The 16,097-nt window shown below is 62.9% G+C and carries 17 protein-coding genes; 8 read left to right on the forward strand and 9 right to left on the reverse strand.

The window, feature by feature from the left end; translation table 11 throughout:
• Positions 1-2: 2 nt before the first annotated feature.
• On the forward strand, positions 3-965 hold the full coding sequence (locus KW83_RS12910) for a type II secretion system F family protein (protein WP_081904614.1): 963 nt from the start codon (positions 3-5) through the stop codon (positions 963-965).
• Position 966: 1 nt separating this feature from the next.
• Entirely contained in the window at positions 967-2,280 is a 1,314-nt protein-coding gene (locus KW83_RS12915) for a pilus assembly protein TadG-related protein (protein WP_051928492.1), read from the forward strand.
• Between the two features lie 268 nt (positions 2,281-2,548).
• On the opposite strand, the gene KW83_RS12920 is transcribed toward KW83_RS12915, so the two are convergent.
• Together KW83_RS12920 and KW83_RS20985 are read right to left on the reverse strand one after the other, a co-directional pair.
• Entirely contained in the window at positions 2,549-3,940 is a 1,392-nt protein-coding gene (locus KW83_RS12920; RefSeq protein WP_051928493.1) for a type II and III secretion system protein family protein, read from the reverse strand.
• A 40-nt stretch (positions 3,941-3,980) separates the two neighbouring features.
• Positions 3,981-4,481, reverse strand: a complete 501-nt coding sequence (locus KW83_RS20985) for a hypothetical protein (RefSeq protein ID WP_051928494.1) — start codon at positions 4,479-4,481, stop codon at positions 3,981-3,983.
• Positions 4,482-4,602: 121 nt separating this feature from the next.
• Here KW83_RS20985 and KW83_RS12930 point away from each other — a divergent pair, with 121 nt between their 5' ends.
• Complete coding sequence (locus tag KW83_RS12930) at positions 4,603-5,535, forward strand: IS5 family transposase (RefSeq protein WP_036179525.1); 933 nt, start codon at positions 4,603-4,605, stop codon at positions 5,533-5,535.
• Positions 5,536-5,591: 56 nt separating this feature from the next.
• Here KW83_RS12930 and KW83_RS20025 read toward each other — a convergent pair whose 3' ends face one another.
• The 4 genes from KW83_RS20025 to KW83_RS12955 form a co-directional block, all read right to left on the reverse strand.
• Complete coding sequence (locus tag KW83_RS20025; RefSeq protein ID WP_081904605.1) at positions 5,592-7,118, reverse strand: relaxase family protein; 1,527 nt, start codon at positions 7,116-7,118, stop codon at positions 5,592-5,594.
• The gene (locus KW83_RS19240; RefSeq protein WP_051928495.1) at positions 7,112-7,456 is read right to left on the reverse strand and encodes a MobC family plasmid mobilization relaxosome protein; all 345 of its coding nucleotides are present in this window, start codon (positions 7,454-7,456) and stop codon (positions 7,112-7,114) included. Before KW83_RS19240 ends, KW83_RS20025 begins: the two co-directional genes overlap by 7 nt.
• Positions 7,457-7,723: 267 nt before the next feature.
• A complete protein-coding gene (locus tag KW83_RS12950; protein WP_036179532.1) occupies positions 7,724-8,032 on the reverse strand; it encodes a type II toxin-antitoxin system RelE/ParE family toxin in 309 nt (102 codons plus the stop codon).
• Positions 8,029-8,289, reverse strand: coding sequence for a CopG family ribbon-helix-helix protein (locus tag KW83_RS12955; protein ID WP_036179535.1), 261 nt, complete (start codon positions 8,287-8,289; stop codon positions 8,029-8,031). Before KW83_RS12955 ends, KW83_RS12950 begins: the two co-directional genes overlap by 4 nt.
• A 141-nt stretch (positions 8,290-8,430) precedes the next feature.
• Between KW83_RS12955 and KW83_RS12960 the strand changes: the two genes are divergently transcribed.
• The 3 genes from KW83_RS12960 (at position 8,431) to KW83_RS20635 (ending at position 10,289) form a co-directional block, all read left to right on the forward strand.
• The gene (locus KW83_RS12960; protein ID WP_051928496.1) at positions 8,431-8,628 is read left to right on the forward strand and encodes a hypothetical protein; all 198 of its coding nucleotides are present in this window, start codon (positions 8,431-8,433) and stop codon (positions 8,626-8,628) included.
• Positions 8,629-9,416: 788 nt separating this feature from the next.
• Positions 9,417-9,809: a hypothetical protein gene (locus KW83_RS12965; protein ID WP_235191425.1), complete on the forward strand. Its 393-nt coding sequence runs from the start codon at positions 9,417-9,419 to the stop codon at positions 9,807-9,809.
• Between the two features lie 21 nt (positions 9,810-9,830).
• Positions 9,831-10,289, forward strand: a complete 459-nt coding sequence (locus tag KW83_RS20635) for a hypothetical protein (protein WP_152563585.1) — start codon at positions 9,831-9,833, stop codon at positions 10,287-10,289.
• A gap of 896 nt (positions 10,290-11,185) precedes the next feature.
• On the opposite strand, the gene KW83_RS20640 is transcribed toward KW83_RS20635, so the two are convergent.
• Positions 11,186-11,875, reverse strand: coding sequence for a hypothetical protein (locus KW83_RS20640; protein ID WP_161785499.1), 690 nt, complete (start codon positions 11,873-11,875; stop codon positions 11,186-11,188).
• A 76-nt stretch (positions 11,876-11,951) separates the two neighbouring features.
• Here KW83_RS20640 and KW83_RS12970 point away from each other — a divergent pair, with 76 nt between their 5' ends.
• Both KW83_RS12970 and KW83_RS12975 read left to right on the forward strand, forming a co-directional pair.
• Positions 11,952-12,884: an IS5 family transposase gene (locus KW83_RS12970; RefSeq protein WP_036172902.1), complete on the forward strand. Its 933-nt coding sequence runs from the start codon at positions 11,952-11,954 to the stop codon at positions 12,882-12,884.
• A 292-nt stretch (positions 12,885-13,176) separates the two neighbouring features.
• The gene (locus tag KW83_RS12975) at positions 13,177-14,148 is read left to right on the forward strand and encodes an IS481 family transposase (protein ID WP_036172908.1); all 972 of its coding nucleotides are present in this window, start codon (positions 13,177-13,179) and stop codon (positions 14,146-14,148) included.
• Between the two features lie 77 nt (positions 14,149-14,225).
• On the opposite strand, the gene pheS is transcribed toward KW83_RS12975, so the two are convergent.
• Together pheS and KW83_RS12985 are read right to left on the reverse strand one after the other, a co-directional pair.
• Complete coding sequence (gene pheS, locus KW83_RS12980) at positions 14,226-15,302, reverse strand: phenylalanine--tRNA ligase subunit alpha (RefSeq protein WP_036179538.1); 1,077 nt, start codon at positions 15,300-15,302, stop codon at positions 14,226-14,228.
• 88 nt (positions 15,303-15,390) lie between these two features.
• Positions 15,391-16,059, reverse strand: coding sequence for a hypothetical protein (locus tag KW83_RS12985; RefSeq protein ID WP_152563587.1), 669 nt, complete (start codon positions 16,057-16,059; stop codon positions 15,391-15,393).
• Positions 16,060-16,097: the final 38 nt, after the last annotated feature.

The following is a 16,097-nucleotide window of genomic DNA, read 5'->3' on the forward strand; positions in this document are numbered from 1 at the left end:
ACATGATCGCGAACATCGTCGAGAACCCGGAGCGGATGGTCCCTGTCGTCGCGGCTGTTTCCGGCGCGGCGGGCGTGGTTGCCGCGGCGCTGCCGTTCCTGCGACGCGACACGCTGGGGCGGCGCCTTGCGTCGGTGGCCCATGCCCGCAGTCGGCTTGCCGCGCGGGCACGCGCCGAGCATCAGGTCGAGACCGAGACGCAAAAGCTGCGCCGCAACGCTCCGCGCCGCGGTTATCAGGTGATCGTCGAGACATTCAACCTGTCCGCCAAGCTTGAGGACGCCGGGATCGCGCAGCGGCTGCACCAGGCCGGCTTCCGCGGACGGCGGGCGGTGATCCAGTTCCTTGCGCTGCGGATCATCATGATGACGCTCTTCGGTGTGGTGGCCCTGTTCTACAGCATGGTCGTGCTGAACCTACCATACCCGGCGCCGGTGCATCTGTTGATCGGGCTTGTCGCGGCCGCGGCGGGCTACGGCGGACCTGCTCTCTATCTCAAGAACATCGTGACCAAGCGACGGGGCGAGATACGGCGCAACTGGCCTGACGCGCTCGACCTGATGCTGATCTGCGTGGAATCGGGAATGCCGATCGAGGGGGCCTTTCGCAAGGTGGCCGAAGAGATCGGCGGTTCGAGTCCGACGCTGGCCGAAGAACTCAGCCTGACGACCGCCGAACTGGCTTACCTGCAGGATCGGCGCACGGCCTACGAAGGGCTGGCGCGGCGCACTGACCTGGAAGCAGTGCGTGGCGTTGTCACGAGCCTGATCCAGGCGGAAAAGCACGGCACGCCCCTTGGCCGCGCTCTCAAGGTCCTGGCGCAGGAGAGCCGCGACCAGCGTATGTCGATGGCCGAGAAGAAGGCAGCGTCGCTTCCGCCCAAGCTGACGGTGCCGATGATCCTGTTCTTTCTGCCCGTGCTGTTTGCGGTGATCATCTCACCCGCGATCATGGAGATGATGTAAATTGGAACGGTTGCGCGATTTCGTGCGGAGATTGATGCCCCGGTGCGACCGGTTCCTGCGCGCGTTTCGTGGCGCAGAGGCCGGCAATATCGCGATCACCGCGGCGCTGGCCCTGCCGCTGGTCGTGGGCGGCTTCGCACTCGGCGGTGAGGCCGGTTACTGGTATCTCGAGCAACGCAAGTTGCAGAACGCCGCGGACGTGTCGGCCCATGCCGGCGGAATCGCGTTGCGCGGCGGCGGGCTGACCGCGTCCTTGGAGGCCAGCGCCCGCGACATCGCCCTGGCGTCCGGGTTCGATGGCGGGATGGGAACGCTCACGCTGACCGCTCCCCCCTCCACCGGCGCCTACGCCGCCGATCCCTCCGCCGTCGAGGTCTGGCTGACCCGGGAACAGCCGCGCTCTTTTTCAAAGCTCTTCATCGCCACGCCCGTCGATATCGGCGCCCGCGCGGTCGCCGCGGTAACCGGCGGATCACCTGCCTGCCTGCTGGCCCTGTCGCCCACCTCGGCAGGCGCGGTGACTGTCTCCGGGTCGAGCGAGGTCCGCTTCACGGGTTGCGATATCGCCTCGAACTCGAACGCCTCCAACAGCTTCCTGATGTCGGGTGGTGCGGCGGTGGTTAGTACAGGGTGCGTGCACGCGGTCGGTGGCGTGAGCGCGACCGGCAATCTCACGCTGACCGATTGCGCGGCACCCAACGAACAAGCCCCCGTCACGGCCGATCCCTATGCCAGTATGCCCGAGCCGGCCGTCACGGGGACCTGCCAGCCCGACTCCAACGTGGGCAAGAACAACAGATCGACCCGGCTCACACCGGTCGAGAACCATCCTAGCGGCGTGAAATCCATGCGGTTCTGCGGCGGGCTGAAGCTCTTGGGCACCGTCGATCTCGATCCCGGCCTCTACATCGTCGACGGCGGGGACTTCGAACTGCGCTCCAAAACCGTGGCACGCGGCAGCGGCATCACGTTCTATTTGGCCAATGGTGCGCGCGCGGTCATCAACGGCGGCGCCACGCTTGACCTCGAAGCTCCGAAGAGCGGGCCGTTCGCAGGCGTCATCATCTTCGGCAGCCGCGGCGACGTCGGCGTAACCCATCGGATCAACGGAAATGCCGCATCGATCCTGGACGGTGCTGTCTATGCCCCGGCCGCCAGCGTGGAGTACTCCGGCAACTTCGGGGGCGCGGGCGGCTGCACGCAGATCGTGGTGGACCGCATCACCTTCACTGGCAATTCAGAACTGTCGGTCGATTGTCAGGCCGCCGGTACGCGCGATGTGCTGGTCAACCGCAAGGTGACGATCGTCGAATGACGGCTAGCGCGGTGCGCCGTCCGGCGGCGCGTTGTCCTGGACCGGTAGGGCCGGCGCCCCGCTTCGGTATCGTTCGATGATCGCAGCTACGCGCTGTCCGTCGCCGCCCGGATTCGGGACGGGTCGCTGGCCGGCGAAGGGATCAGCGGTCTGAATCGCGACGTTGTGGCGGGGCGCGACACCTGCATCCGGGAAAATTCCGTCCGTCGAACCCATGGGACGGGCGCAGCCGACCGGCACAAGGAGAGCCAGGCCCGCGGCAAGGAGCCTACTTGTCGACACGGCCGGGCTCCGGGACATAGGCATCAGGTGCGATCACGTGGCCGAAAGGCCCGTCTATTCCGCGCCGGCGAATCTTGCGCTCAAGCTCTCCGCGGGTCATTTCCGCCTTGCCGTAAAGGAAAAAGGTTCTCTCGTCGGTCAGAACACTGGTGTCCAGGGGTGTCGAAAGCGCGCGTGCGGACCTGACCGGACGGGTGAGCGTGGGGGTGACGATGATGACCAGATCCGTTTCCTCTTTCTGAAAGGAGGCAGAGCGGAACAGGGCCCCCAGGATCGGCACATCGCCGATCCATGGCAACTGGTCCTGGCGGCGCGTGTTGTTGCGTTGCAAAAGGCCGGCGATCGCAAAGCTCTGCCCATCGCCAAGTTCGATCGTGGTGCTGGCGCGCCGGGTCGAGAAGCTGGGCAGTTGCACCAGACCGGTATCGAAGGTTGTGGTCAGATCGATCTGGCTCACTTCGGGTTCGAGCGTAAGGTTGATGAGCCCATTGCCGAGCACAACCGGCGTAAAGCTGAGACGGACGCCGAATTCCTTGTACTCGACGGACACCTGGCCGTCGGCTTCGGCCACCGGGATCGGAACCTCGCCGCCGGCCAGGAAACTCGCCGTCTCGCCGGAAAGGGCGGCAAGCGTCGGCTCGGCCAGGTTGCGCGCGAGTCCGCGCCGTTCCAGCGCCTGTATCAGCACGTCAACCTCGGTTCCACTGGACAGCAGAGTGGCCAGAAAGCTTCCGAAGGCGATACCGGTGCCAAGCTGACCGGTGCCCGAATTGAACCGGTTGCCGTCCCCGTCCCGCACGTTGACGTTGAATCCAAGATCGCGGCCCGCGTTCCGGGACGCCTCGATGATGCGCACTTCGAGAAAGACCTGTTGCGGGCTGGTCACCTGCAGCGCGTTGATCACCGCATCGGACCCGTATTGCTCTGCGATCTGGAGCACCCGGTCCAGGGTCGGCGCATCGGGCACCGTGCCGTGAAGCCGCAACCGTCCGTTCACCGACTGCACCCTGATGTCCGCGCCCGGCGCGGCCTGACGAAGGGCGGTGGCCAGGTCAACGGTGTCGACGGTAACCTCCAGATCGACCAATCCGGTGGGAAAATCGCCGCCCGAAAACACCTGGAGATTGGTCTGACCCAGCCCGCGCCCGAGGACGTAGAACGAGCGCGGAGAGGTCAGCACCACATCCGCGATCTCGGGATCGCCGACGACCAGCCGCTCGATGTCGCCATCGGTCGTGAAGACGCGGGACTGCCCCACCGGAAGAAGGATTTTCTGGGCGTAAAGATTCGCAAGGGTCAGCGCCGTGGACCCCTTGCCCTGTGCAGGGGTCGCGCCTGCCGGAAGCAGCGCGGCCCCCGCCGCGAGACATGCGACCAACACGCCACGCCGTAAAAGACCCGCCCGCGCGGCGCGGCGGCTATCCATCCGACACATCGCGCAGGATCTGCAGATTGGTGGCGACCACCGGATGGCCCGGCCGGAGCGCGTTCGCCTGCCCGAAGTTGACCGATGCCTTGCCCAGCTCACCGCGCAGAAGGTTCGAAAAACCGACGTTGTTGAAATAGAGAAAGCGGTCGCCCTCGATCTTGCCGCACGCAGCGTAGACCGGATCGGACAGATCGAAGCGGTAGAGCCAGTCATAAGAGGCGGCCAGCCCCAGACAGGCCTCCATATCGTTGGGTTCCGCACGCATCGCCTTCTCGAAGAACCGCGCCGCAAAACCGAAGTTTCCGGTCTGGAAGGCGGCGCGCGCCGCCTCGATCTCGCTGCCGGGGGGGACGTCCGGCACGTCGTCGGGAAGCGCGGCGCGTGGTTTGACCGCACCGGTCGAGCCGCAGCCCGCAACGACGGCCGCGACCGCCAGGATCAGGCAGGCCCGGACGGACCGGCGGAACTTTCGGCTGCGGATATCTTGCACTGTTCGGCCTGCTCTGTTCGTTTCCATCTTTTTTTGATGGATTTTTCAGGATTTTTTAGGCTCTGTTGCACAAATCCGGTGAGGGATTCATGTCGTGAGTCCAGCGTGGTAGCTGGACGACATGAGCAGACCCACACCGCCAACCTACAAGACCARGAACTGGCCGGCCTATAATGAAGCGCTCAAGCGCCGTGGCTCGCTGACGATCTGGTTTGACCCAGAGATGATCTGGGATGCTGCGCCGACCGGCAAACGCGGCCGACAGCCAACCTACAGCGATACCGCCATCCAGACATGCCTGACGATGAAGGTTCTGTTTGGCATGGCGTTGCGCCAGACGACCGGGTTCGTCGAGAGCCTGTTGCGTCTGATCGGTTTGAACTGGGCGGTGCCCGACTTCAGCACGCTATCGCGCCGCCAGAAAACGCTGGCCGTGAACATCCCGTATCGTGGCTCCAACGGCCCAGTGCATCTCCTGATCGATAGCACSGGCATCAAGGTCGAGGGTGAAGGCGAGTGGAACGCACGCAAGCATGGTGGGCCCAAGCGGCGGGTTTGGCGCAAGATCCATCTTGGGATCGACGACCAAACGCTGGAGGTTCGGGCGCTCGAGATTACCGGAAGCCACATCGGTGATGCGCCGGTGATGCCCGATCTGCTCAACCAGATTCCGGCGGACGAGGCGATCGGCAGCGTCACTGCAGACGGTGCCTATGATACCCGCAAATGCCACGACGCCATCGCTGACCGCGGGGCGAATGCCGTCATCCCACCCCGCAAGAACGCCAAGCCGTGGAAGACCGTCACTGCGGGTGCCGTGGCCAGAAACGAGGCCCTGCGAGCTTCGAAATATCTCGGTCGCGCGATCTGGCGAAACTGGAGCGGATACCACCGCCGAAGCCGCGTCGAAACCAAGATGCACTGCGTTAAATTGCTGGGGCAGCGCCTCATGGCGCGGGACTTCGACCGACAAGTCGCGGAAGTCCAGGTCCGCATCGCCGTCATGAACGGCTACACCGCCCTTGGCATCCCTGTCACAGAGGCCGTGGGATGAATCCGTCCGGGGAAAGGGGAATCTCGGGTATTAAAAGCTTTGTGCAACAGAGCCCCCTACAGCCCCAACCCATACCCGCTGTCCCGCTCGATGCTGTGCTCGTGCTCTAGTTCCCGCGTTCGCGCAGCAACGCGTTCACCTGCTTGATCAAGCTCAAGGTTTGCCGCGATTGTTCGTTCAAGGCCGTGGTCACAGCGCTCAAGCGTTCTTCCAGCGCGGTCTGCCTCTTTCTGAGCATCCCGATCTGCCCCGAGAAATGATCGGACGCCTTCGACAGCCGCTCGGCCGTATCGGCCGAGACTTGCCCCGATCTCGCGCAGGCTTCGGCCAAGCTCTCGAACTCGGCCAAGAGCGCCCGCTCGAACGTCGTCAGGTTGTTCATCGTCCTCTAGTCCTCCGGCAGTCCGATGCAGGGCATCCCGTTGCAGACGTTCCCCTCCGACCCCTCGGGCCCGACCACGTAGGTCCGCCCCGCCGAGCTGGTCTGCAGGGTCATGCCCCGTGTCTGCTCCCGCAGATCGTCCAGCAACTGGCGTGCCTCGTATCTCTCCCTCAGCGCCGTCCTCAGATCGGACCGCGCCCAGCTCGTGGCCATCCACAGCAAGGCAAAGATCGAGAGCGCGATCACCGCCGAGCTCAAGGCGGTCCAGAGCGGCCAGCGCCTCTGCCGGGTCGCGATCTCGTCCATTTCGCGCCGCATCCGCGCCAACCTCTCGCGCGTATCGCTCTCCATGGCGTCGAGCGCGGCCCGCGACGATCTGCTCAAGCTCTCGGCGAGCTGTTTGAGCTCGCTCGAGGTCAACGCCTCGATCTGCTCCCGGTCCTGGCGCAGCTTCTCTTGCAGCTGCGCGGTCAAGTTCGCCCGCGCGGGTCCAGTTCTGCTCATAGATGCGCCCCTTCAATCGGAACCGCGCCTCCGTCTCCGGATCGGCCACGGTGATGTAATCCTTGCCCTGGCGCGGAATCTCGAACCCCGCATCCTCCAGCGCCGTGACGATCCCGACCCAGTCCTCGATCTCGCCCGCGACGATGCGGTTCTCCAGGAACGCCGTGACCGCTTCCCGCGTCTGCGCCCGCTCCGGCGTCTGGCGGTCCAGCTGGACACTGCGGGCGCGGTCGGGGTCGTCGGGCCGCGCCCAGCCCTGCTCATGGTTCCAGGCGTCTCTGAGCGGCGCATAGCTGCGCTCCCAGCCCGGCGGCGCGATGTTCAGCGCCTTGCCACTCGTCAGCTCCATGCGCGGCGTCAGGAAGTGCAACTCGGTGCGCCCGCCCTCCGTATGGCTGTGGCGCACCCAGGTGATGTCATACTGCTCGGGATCCATCCCGGCGAAGGCCAGCCGCTCGAAATCGTCCATCACCGCAAGCTGCTGGTCCTCGTCGGGCGCATCCTCGATGGCGAAGCTGATGACGCCGGTCGTGTAGGTCCACTTGCGGTCGATGCTGTCGATCAGCTCGCGAGTCCGCTCGATGTCGCCGCGCAGAACCTCCGGTGCCGCCTCCTCGCGCCCCGCGCGGGACGCATCGACCAGGTAGGCGGCGATCGGACCGCCCCCGCCGCGCCCGCCCATGAACTTGATCAGCATCGCCGCGGCTCCGGCTCCGGCGCAGCGGATACTTCATGTGCGCGGCGCAGCTGCGCCAGTTCCCGGTCCAGTTCGATCAGCCGCGCCACCACCGCCACCGCATCGGCCCCGCGTTTCTCGCGGTTGGCCCAGCGGGCGAGCTGGTTGAGGTTGTTCCCGATCCGCGCCAGCTCCCGCAGCAACTCGGGGTCCACCCGGCGCGGCTGGTGCCGCCGGCGCACCGCACGCACACCGTCGAGGCTCCGCCGCACCAGCTCCGACAGCGACACGCCCCGCGCCTCGGCCGTCGCGTGCCAGCGAGCGCGCTGCTCCTCCGTCGCTCGGATCTTCACCCACATCGGCGTCTCAAGCTCCGTCCTCTCCGCTTGGCCCGGCCCCCTGGACTGCCGCCCCACAAAGCTGGGCAGTCCAGGGGGCCGACCGCCCGTCAGGGCGGTTCTCTTGGGCGCCCACGGTGCCCCGGTGGGGTTCGAAGGGGAGGCAACGCCTCCCCTCGACAGCACTCATGTGACCGCGCGCAGCGTGGCCACATGAGTATGCTGGCTAAAAAAAAAACCGCGGCGGCAAGGACGTTGTTCAGTTGCTGGACACAGTGGAAAGCGATGTCAGCGTGGCCAGCTCTCGGGCTGCCAGTCTCGCGATGTGTGGATCACGTGAAGGATCGTGACAACGCCGTGGTCCGGGTCTCCCGTGAGGGCATAGGCGATGATGTAGCGCAGACCCGTGACAGTCTTCTCGTAGGTGCCAGTCACCCGTCCGGGACGTCCCGTGGGCATGTCGGACAGAGCGGCGGCGGTTCTGGTGAGCGTGTCCGAGACTTGCTGAGCCGCTCGTGGGTTATCGGCGGCGATATAGGCCACCTCGCCCTTGAGGTCGTCCAGGGCCTCACGAGACCAGTTGATCCGGCGTGTCACGCAGGTTTGTCGGATGCGGCGTCGATCACGGCCTGAAGCTCGGCAACCGCATCCTCGTGCGGAACGACGCGCTCGGCTTCCATGTCCGCGAGGCCGCGCTGGATCCCGTCGATGATCGTCAGCTCGCGATCGACATAAGCCCCGACGGCTTCACCGGCCAGGAACGACCGGCTGCGCTTCGTGTCCTGCGCCAGGCGCCCGAGCTTTTCCTTCACCTGCGGATCGAGACGGATCGTCATCGTGGTGCTGGCGGCCATGATCGACTCGCTGTGCTGAGTTGTGTACGTACGAACACGTTAGCGGAAGTGAGCGGGGTTGGAAATATCCGATCGCAACAGTTATTGGGGCCATCTCCGTAATCTCGATACGGCCCGCCAGCCGCAAGGAAAGGCGCTGCTATGACCAACCGACGCAAACCCGTCCCGCCGGTCTCCGATGCGGAGGAGGCCCGCATCCAAGCAATGATCGCCGCCGACCCGGATGACGAGGACTCCACCGATGAGCAGCTCGCCCAGGCCAAACCCTTTGCCGACGCTTTCCCTGAGCTGGCCGAGGCCTTGCGGCGAAGCGCCGGTGAACAGCCTCGCAAAGCCTGATCTTTTCAGAAGCCGCTGAGAGCGCCACCGACGACCGCACAGGCGTCCTGGGCTTTCCTTCCCTCCCCTGCCCAAGGGGACGCTCCTGAAGCTCTGTAGCGCCTTTCAGCAGCCCACACGCTTTCTCAGCATTGCTTGGTCTCCACCGGCGCAACGCTCTGAATGTGGATAACCCTTCCCCTCCCTGCCTGACCCACCCCATCCGGTCAGCGTTCCGCTTGTGCGAAGCGATCCGCGCGACCTGCGGCGGATCGAGCCTTGCGAGGACGGATGGGCGGGCTCCTGCGTCGCCCGCGTCGAGCAAAAACTCCACCCCCGCCCGGCCGTTCGCCAGCTCCTTAGGGGCGCTCGCGTCCGTTCGGGCGTGGATTTTTTGCCCTCCTATAGATCATAAGAAGGCGCAAAATCTGCGGCCTTTGGAATCAACTACTTAAGGGGGGGGGGTGCGTCATAGCTGGTGACGCAGGGGTGCGTCATAGCTGGTGACGCAGGGGTGCGCCTTTTGTGACCAGTTTTCGGTCACGGGTGACGTAATTCTTGCTTGCTTCCTCTGTCAGGATGTGGGCTTCTGTGACCGAAAATCGGTCATAAGCGACGCAGGGGCGCGCCACATGCAGCAGCTTCCAAATACGTCCACTCGCGGGGGCAATTGGGTCCAGACGGAAAGGGCCGCCCATGAGGCATGGGGGGCCCTCATCGCCAAGGCTCCGAAGGCGGCGCAGCTCATGCACGTCCTTGTCGCACGGGTCGGTCCCCACAACGCCGTAGTAGTCAGCCAGAACACACTGATGGCCCTGACCAAGACCTCGCGTCGGACAGTCCAGCGCGCCTTGACGGTCCTCGTGGAAGACCGATGGATCGAGGTCCGTCAGGTCGGTCAGAACGGCACCGTGAACGCTTACGTCATCAACGACCGCGTAGCTTGGACCGGCAAGCGCGACGGAATCCGCTACAGCTTGTTCAGCGCGTCCGTAGTGGTCTCGGACGAGGAACAGCCGGACCGGGATCAGATCGGCCATCAAGAGCCCCTGCGCCGCGTGCCTTCCATCGGACGTGGCGAGCAGCAGCTCCCCACTGGCCCTGGCCTGGCCCCACCGTCAGAGCCGCCGTTCCCCGGGATGGAGCATGATCTGCCTGCGACGCACGACTCCCGGCACGACGAGGGTAAATACGATGAGTGATGCGCCGGATCGTTGCGCAACATGCTGCATGCGACGTTGCGCAACACCATGAAATACTCGCTCGCAGATGCCGCCAAGGCGACCGGCAAGAACAAGACAACGATCCAGCGTGCCGTCAAGAACGGCAAGATTTCTGCAACTAAAAATGACTCAGGCGCGTATGAGATCGACCCGGCCGAGCTGCACCGCATGTTCCCACCCGCAACGGCGCAACGCGATGCGCCAAGGGGTCAAAGCAACAATACGCAACACCGCTCTGTTGCGTTGGAAACCAGCGCCTTGGAGCGCATCGCTGAACTAGAGAGAGAGCTGGCAGTCGCTCAATCGCGAGGCTTCAGCCTTGAGGAGCAGAGGCAGCAGATGACCGAGACGATCGAGGATCTTCGGGGACGGTTGGATCGCTCGGAAGAACGAGTAACGGCCCTACTCGCAGCCCCGGCACCGAAGCGGCGGAGCTGGTGGCCATGGGGTCGTTCATAACGTTCCGTCAGCATCTAGAATCGGCGTCGTTAAGGAACGCTGCTACCGACCCGTGCGGCACGCTCGAACCGTTCCGCTTTTCCCGCCTCAAGAGGACGCAAAAACTCCTATCTCGGAACACAGCCAGGAGTATTGAAGCACTCGATTTCTCTTCTTACGGCGTCGGGATCCGTTTGTATGGGGCGCGGAGGGTCAAATGCGATGGAACTTCCATCAAAAAATACAACGGCATCCTCATTACAAGGATAGTTCAGGTTTTGCCCAGATGATCTATGGACATCGGAGGATGTCCAATCCTGACCGTCAAAGCAGTACTGTATGTATACGTCTTTATTTTGTCCGAACTTTATAAGCGGACCTCGATCGGTATGAATAATTCCATGTTGTTGTCCGTCCTCAAGTCTTACATCAATTCTCGCAATACTTCCGCTCGAGTTACCTAGAAGAGTAAACAGATCTAAATTATTCCCATGTCGGATACTAACGTAATCGTCTCGGACGAATACATCATCACCACAAATCAGTTGACTCCTGTCGTTGAATTTGCCCCAGTCAAGTCCAGTTATGATGTACGATGCCTCTTCGGTTGTGTATTGGGTCGGATTATCTTTATCCCATATGCTAGAGTTCGGTCCGATGAGGATGATATCATTCCCCGCTTTAGTGAGTCTAAAATATACAATATATACCTGATCTCCTAGGAATTTTCCACAGCCAGTGGCATACTGCGAATGAGCAGGGATGGCTTGGAAAGATATCAACGCGACTAAGATAATAGCGCTTCTATGTAATGCTAAAGATATCATGAGATGGTTTCCCGAAGTAGCGAACAAGCTGAGATTTTTGGCGAATCTAGCGTTATGAGAAAATGGCTGTATCTGTTCCGTACGACCATGTTAATCCCCGACTTCGAGCCAAGGCTCTTGATCTTCAGCTATTTGGAGTATCTTGCTCGTAACTCCAGATGCAGAGAAAGCCGTGCCATGTGCTAGGCTTGCCGCCTTAGAGCTGATGGCACCTAGAGTGTCAGATGTGTACTCATTGGCACTTCCGAATCCTGATGCCGCAAGATCAACTTCATGCCGTGCACGAAACAAATATTTCCCATCTTTCGTAAGGACCGAAAGGATAATAGACATATGCTGTTTTAAGGTCCGATGCCCGTTACTGAACTTGGTTGTTATCTGCCAATCTCCTGCTTTTCTTAGCCATATTCTGGTATGCGATTGTACATATCTTGCGTATTCGTGCCAATGTTCTTTAAAGAATACGACTGGGTTGGATGACTGAGCAGTTTTGCTAGGAAGCTCGTAGTCAGGTATGGATATGTCGTCCGAAGGACTATCAATAGACTGGAATATTTCTGGAGATACTGAGGCAAGTAGTTTGGAATTATTAACTTCCAACTCCCTTCGCTCCCCTGCAATCACTATTCGCCTCATGGCCAAGCCCTCCGCTTGTGACGTCATCTTAAGGTAGCATACTCTGACAAGATCTTCGACATCTCCGTACGGTGAAAATAGTTGTTGTCGCTTGGTCAATGTCCCCATGAGGATCATCCACCATGCCGAGTTTGAAAAGGTCATGATACCCTACAGCGGCTCTGTTGCACAAATCCGGTGAGGGATTCATGTCGTGAGTCCAGCGTGGTAGCTGGACGACATGAGCAGACCCACACCGCCAACCTACAAGACCAAGAACTGGCCGGCCTATAATGAAGCGCTCAAGCGCCGTGGCTCGCTGACGATCTGGTTTGACCCAGAGATGATCTGGGATGCTGCGCCGACCGGCAAACGCGGCCGACAGCCAACCTACAGCGATACCGCCATCCAGACATGCCTGACGATGAAGGTTCTGTTTGGCATGGCGTTGCGCCAGACGACCGGGTTCGTCGAGAGCCTGTTGCGTCTGATCGGTTTGAACTGGGCGGTGCCCGACTTCAGCACGCTATCGCGCCGCCAGAAAACGCTGGCCGTGAACATCCCGTATCGTGGCTCCAACGGCCCAGTGCATCTCCTGATCGATAGCACGGGCATCAAGGTCGAGGGTGAAGGCGAGTGGAACGCACGCAAGCATGGTGGGCCCAAGCGGCGGGTTTGGCGCAAGATCCATCTTGGGATCGACGACCAAACGCTGGAGGTTCGGGCGCTCGAGATTACCGGAAGCCACATCGGTGATGCGCCGGTGATGCCCGATCTGCTCAACCAGATTCCGGCGGACGAGGCGATCGGCAGCGTCACTGCAGACGGTGCCTATGATACCCGCAAATGCCACGACGCCATCGCTGACCGCGGGGCGAATGCCGTCATCCCACCCCGCAAGAACGCCAAGCCGTGGAAGACCGTCACTGCGGGTGCCGTGGCCAGAAACGAGGCCCTGCGAGCTTCGAAATATCTCGGTCGCGCGATCTGGCGAAACTGGAGCGGATACCACCGCCGAAGCCGCGTCGAAACCAAGATGCACTGCGTTAAATTGCTGGGGCAGCGCCTCATGGCGCGGGACTTCGACCGACAAGTCGCGGAAGTCCAGGTCCGCATCGCCGTCATGAACGGCTACACCGCCCTTGGCATCCCTGTCACAGAGGCCGTGGGATGAATCCGTCCGGGGAAAGGGGAATCTCGGGTATTAAAAGCTTTGTGCAACAGAGCCCCACAGGAGTGCGCGAACTACCTCGCCAATACTGGATACGCTTCAAGCTAATCTCATCATGCTCTAGTGAAAGACTATTTGGAGCGTAGATAGTTTTTGATGGTTGGGGATCGTTTGGTCGCGGAAACTGACTTTTAATCAGTAGGTGTTCAGTCCCGRACGATCACATAGACTCTCGCCGGTCTGCGCTCTTCATGGCAAGGTCGTTTCTGCGTGAGGTTCGGGATGGGGGACGATCATGCTGATCTCTCTTCACAAGCAGGCGACGACGACACCCAGGATCAGAGCTGCGATGCAGGCGAGCGATGAGCCGGCGTGGATGGTTGCGGAGCGCTACAGCATCTCCGAACAGACGGTCTGGAAGTGGCGCAAGCGGGATGGCGTTCACGACCACAGCCACACCGCGCACAGGCTGCAGACGACGCTGACCCCTGCCCAGGAGGCGGTTGCCGTAGCGTTGCGGAAGGCTCTGCTGTTGCCGCTCGACGACCTGCTGTCCGTCGTTCGCGAGTTCCTGAACCCGAACGTCTCGCGCTCCGGGCTGGATCGCTGTTTGCGGCGACATGGGGTGAGCAAGCTCCGCGACCTCACACCAAAGGCGCCGAAGCCTGCGCACAAGCCTTTCAGGGCCTATGAGCCCGGCTATCTGCATGTCGACGTGAAATACCTGCCGCAGATGCCGGACGAGCAGCGGCGACGCTACCTCTTCGTGGCGATTGACCGTGCGACCCGATGGGTCTTCGTCCGCATCTACCCAGCGAAGACGGCCGCCAACGCGCGCCGCTTCCTGCGTGACCTGGAGCGCGCCGCGCCGATGAAGATCACACGTGTTCTCACCGACAACGGCAAGGAGTTCACCGACCGGCTGTTCGGCCTGCGCAAGCGCGCGGCCACGGGCAACCACGAGTTCGACCGCCTCTGTGCCGACCTCGGGATCGAGCATCGCCTCGCACCACCGATGCGGCCGCAAACCAACGGCATGGTGGAGCGCTTCAACGGGCGGATCGAGGACGTCCTGCAGAGTCATCGCTTCCGATCAGGCGAGGACCTTGAGCAGACGATCCTGCGCTATGTCCGCCTCTACAACGGCCAGCTCCCGCAATCCGTCCTGAAGGGCAGAACGCCTATCGACGCCCTCAAGGACTGGCATCGCCAAAAGCCAAGGCTCTTCAAAAAGCGGCCATACAATCAAGCGGGATCTGACATCTAGGCGCTTTTGGTTCCAATATAAAACTCCGGCACCCGGAACAGCGATAAGAGCTGTGATTACCGGTATCCAGTCATTCACTAGAACCCACCCCGCAGCGTCGGCACCGACAAGGCACCGAATCCGTAGTGGCGGAGCCAGCGCAGGTCCGAATCGAAGAAGGCGCGCAGGTCGGGGATGCCGTATTTCAGCATCGCGATCCGGTCGATACCCATGCCGAAGGCGAAGCCCTGCCACTCTGCTGGGTCGACGCCGCCGGCGCGTAGCACATGCGGATGCACCATGCCGCTGCCCAGCACCTCCAGCCAGCCGTCGCCCTCGCCCACCTTCACGGTGCCGCCTTCCCAGGAACACTGGATGTCGACCTCGGCCGAGGGTTCGGTGAAGGGGAAATGCGAGGCGCGGAACCGGGTCTTGACCGATTTCCCGAAATAGGCCGAGAAGAACTCTTCCAGCACCCATTTCAGGTTCGCCATGGAGATGTCGCGGTCCAGCGCCAGCCCCTCGATCTGGTGGAACATCGGCGTGTGGGTCTGGTCGTAATCGGCGCGGTAGACCCGACCCGGACAGATGATGCGGATCGGCGCGCCGGTCTCCTGCATCGCGCGGATCTGCACCGGAGACGTATGGGTGCGCAGCACGTGGGGCGGGCGGGTGTCGCCGTCCGCGCGGGCCATGTAGAACGTGTCCATCTCTCCGCGGGCGGGGTGGTGGTCGGGGATGTTCAGGGCGTCGAAATTGTACCAGTCGCTCTCGACCTGCGGCCCTTCGGCGACGCGGAATCCCATGTCGGCGAAGATCGCGGTGCATTCCTCCCAGACCTGGCTGACCGGATGCACGGAGCCCGTCGCCACCGAGCGCCCGGACCGTCGGCCCGGCAGGGTCACGTCCAGCCATTCTTCCGCCAGCCGCGCCTCCAGGCCCGCGTCTTCCAGCGCCGCCTTGCGCGCGGCCAGGGCCGAGGTGATCTCGGCCTTCAGTGCGTTCAGGCGCGGGCCGGCCTGCTGCCGTTCCTCTGCCGTCATCCGGCCCAGTTCGCGCATGGCGAGGCTGACCTCTCCCTTCTTGCCGATGGCGGCCAGGCGCACCTCTTCCAGCGCTGCCTCGTCCGAGGCGTCGCCGATCCGGGACAGGTATTTCGCGCGCAGATCGTCCATGGCGGCCCCCTTTGGATGACGCAGGCCTGCTACCGCGCCGCCCGCCCGAGGGCAAGTTGCCCAGCCCCACGGGGCGCGAGGCCAACGATCAGCGGTGCAGCGAAAACGAACACCAGGACGATGCGCGCGGCGCCCATCCCGTTCGGCACTGCGCCCGCCAGAAGATGCCGCACGCCGCCCCCCCCGGTCCGGCGAAGGTCGCCGTGCCGTGGTCCACCGGGGCGATGGCGAACAAAAGGAGCGCCGCCATGCCGATCATGGCGTCGGTGAAATCCGGCCCCATGGCGTATGTCGGCCAGGACCGTGTGATCCACGGGAACGCGGTGACGGAGATGATCCTGCCGACGCGCTTCCCGGCCCGGTCCATGGCGCCGAGGTTCGAGGTCTCCTGCATCACGGACCGGCCGGTTCGTCCACGGCGATCCTGCCGGCGGGAAGGATCCCCCGCGCCCAACGGCCCGTTGAGCGGCAGCATGACCGCGACGATCGGACCGCGCAGAAGCATCCCGCGGAAAAGCCGGTTTCCATGTCGTGGTTTTTTCCGGCAAGAGGCCCGCAGCGCGTTGGACAGCCGACGCCGCCGATAGTGGCCACCTGGGCGAAAGTCGCGGAACGCGCGGCCGTCATTTGTGCGCTCGGACACCGACACGCCGACCGCGTGCATCATCGCCGTCGTCGCGGCGCCGGAGATCCACATGGACGGGAAGCCCGTCGCCTTCATCATGCCCAGGATGATCCGGGCGGTGACGGCGGTCATCGGCCAGGCCTCAGGCGGCATCGCCTATGACGCGGGGA

Origin of the sequence: Palleronia rufa (genome assembly GCF_000743715.1) — a bacterium.
GTDB classification, from domain to species: domain Bacteria; phylum Pseudomonadota; class Alphaproteobacteria; order Rhodobacterales; family Rhodobacteraceae; genus Palleronia; species Palleronia rufa.

Coding starts and splice junctions, on each gene's coding strand:
- KW83_RS12910 (WP_081904614.1), top strand. CDS start 3: ATGATCGCGAACATCGTCGAGAACCCGGAGCGGATGGTCCCTGTCGTC.
- KW83_RS20025 (WP_081904605.1), bottom strand. CDS start 7,118: ATGCTGATCAAGTTCATGGGCGGGCGCGGCGGGGGCGGTCCGATCGCC.
- KW83_RS19240 (WP_051928495.1), bottom strand. CDS start 7,456: ATGTGGGTGAAGATCCGAGCGACGGAGGAGCAGCGCGCTCGCTGGCAC.
- KW83_RS12955 (WP_036179535.1), bottom strand. CDS start 8,289: ATGGCCGCCAGCACCACGATGACGATCCGTCTCGATCCGCAGGTGAAG.
- KW83_RS12960 (WP_051928496.1), top strand. CDS start 8,431: ATGACCAACCGACGCAAACCCGTCCCGCCGGTCTCCGATGCGGAGGAG.
- KW83_RS12965 (WP_235191425.1), top strand. CDS start 9,417: ATGGCCCTGACCAAGACCTCGCGTCGGACAGTCCAGCGCGCCTTGACG.
- KW83_RS20635 (WP_152563585.1), top strand. CDS start 9,831: ATGCTGCATGCGACGTTGCGCAACACCATGAAATACTCGCTCGCAGAT.
- KW83_RS20640 (WP_161785499.1), bottom strand. CDS start 11,875: ATGACCTTTTCAAACTCGGCATGGTGGATGATCCTCATGGGGACATTG.
- KW83_RS12970 (WP_036172902.1), top strand. CDS start 11,952: ATGAGCAGACCCACACCGCCAACCTACAAGACCAAGAACTGGCCGGCC.
- KW83_RS12975 (WP_036172908.1), top strand. CDS start 13,177: ATGCTGATCTCTCTTCACAAGCAGGCGACGACGACACCCAGGATCAGA.
- pheS (WP_036179538.1), bottom strand. CDS start 15,302: ATGGACGATCTGCGCGCGAAATACCTGTCCCGGATCGGCGACGCCTCG.
- KW83_RS12985 (WP_152563587.1), bottom strand. CDS start 16,059: ATGACCGCCGTCACCGCCCGGATCATCCTGGGCATGATGAAGGCGACG.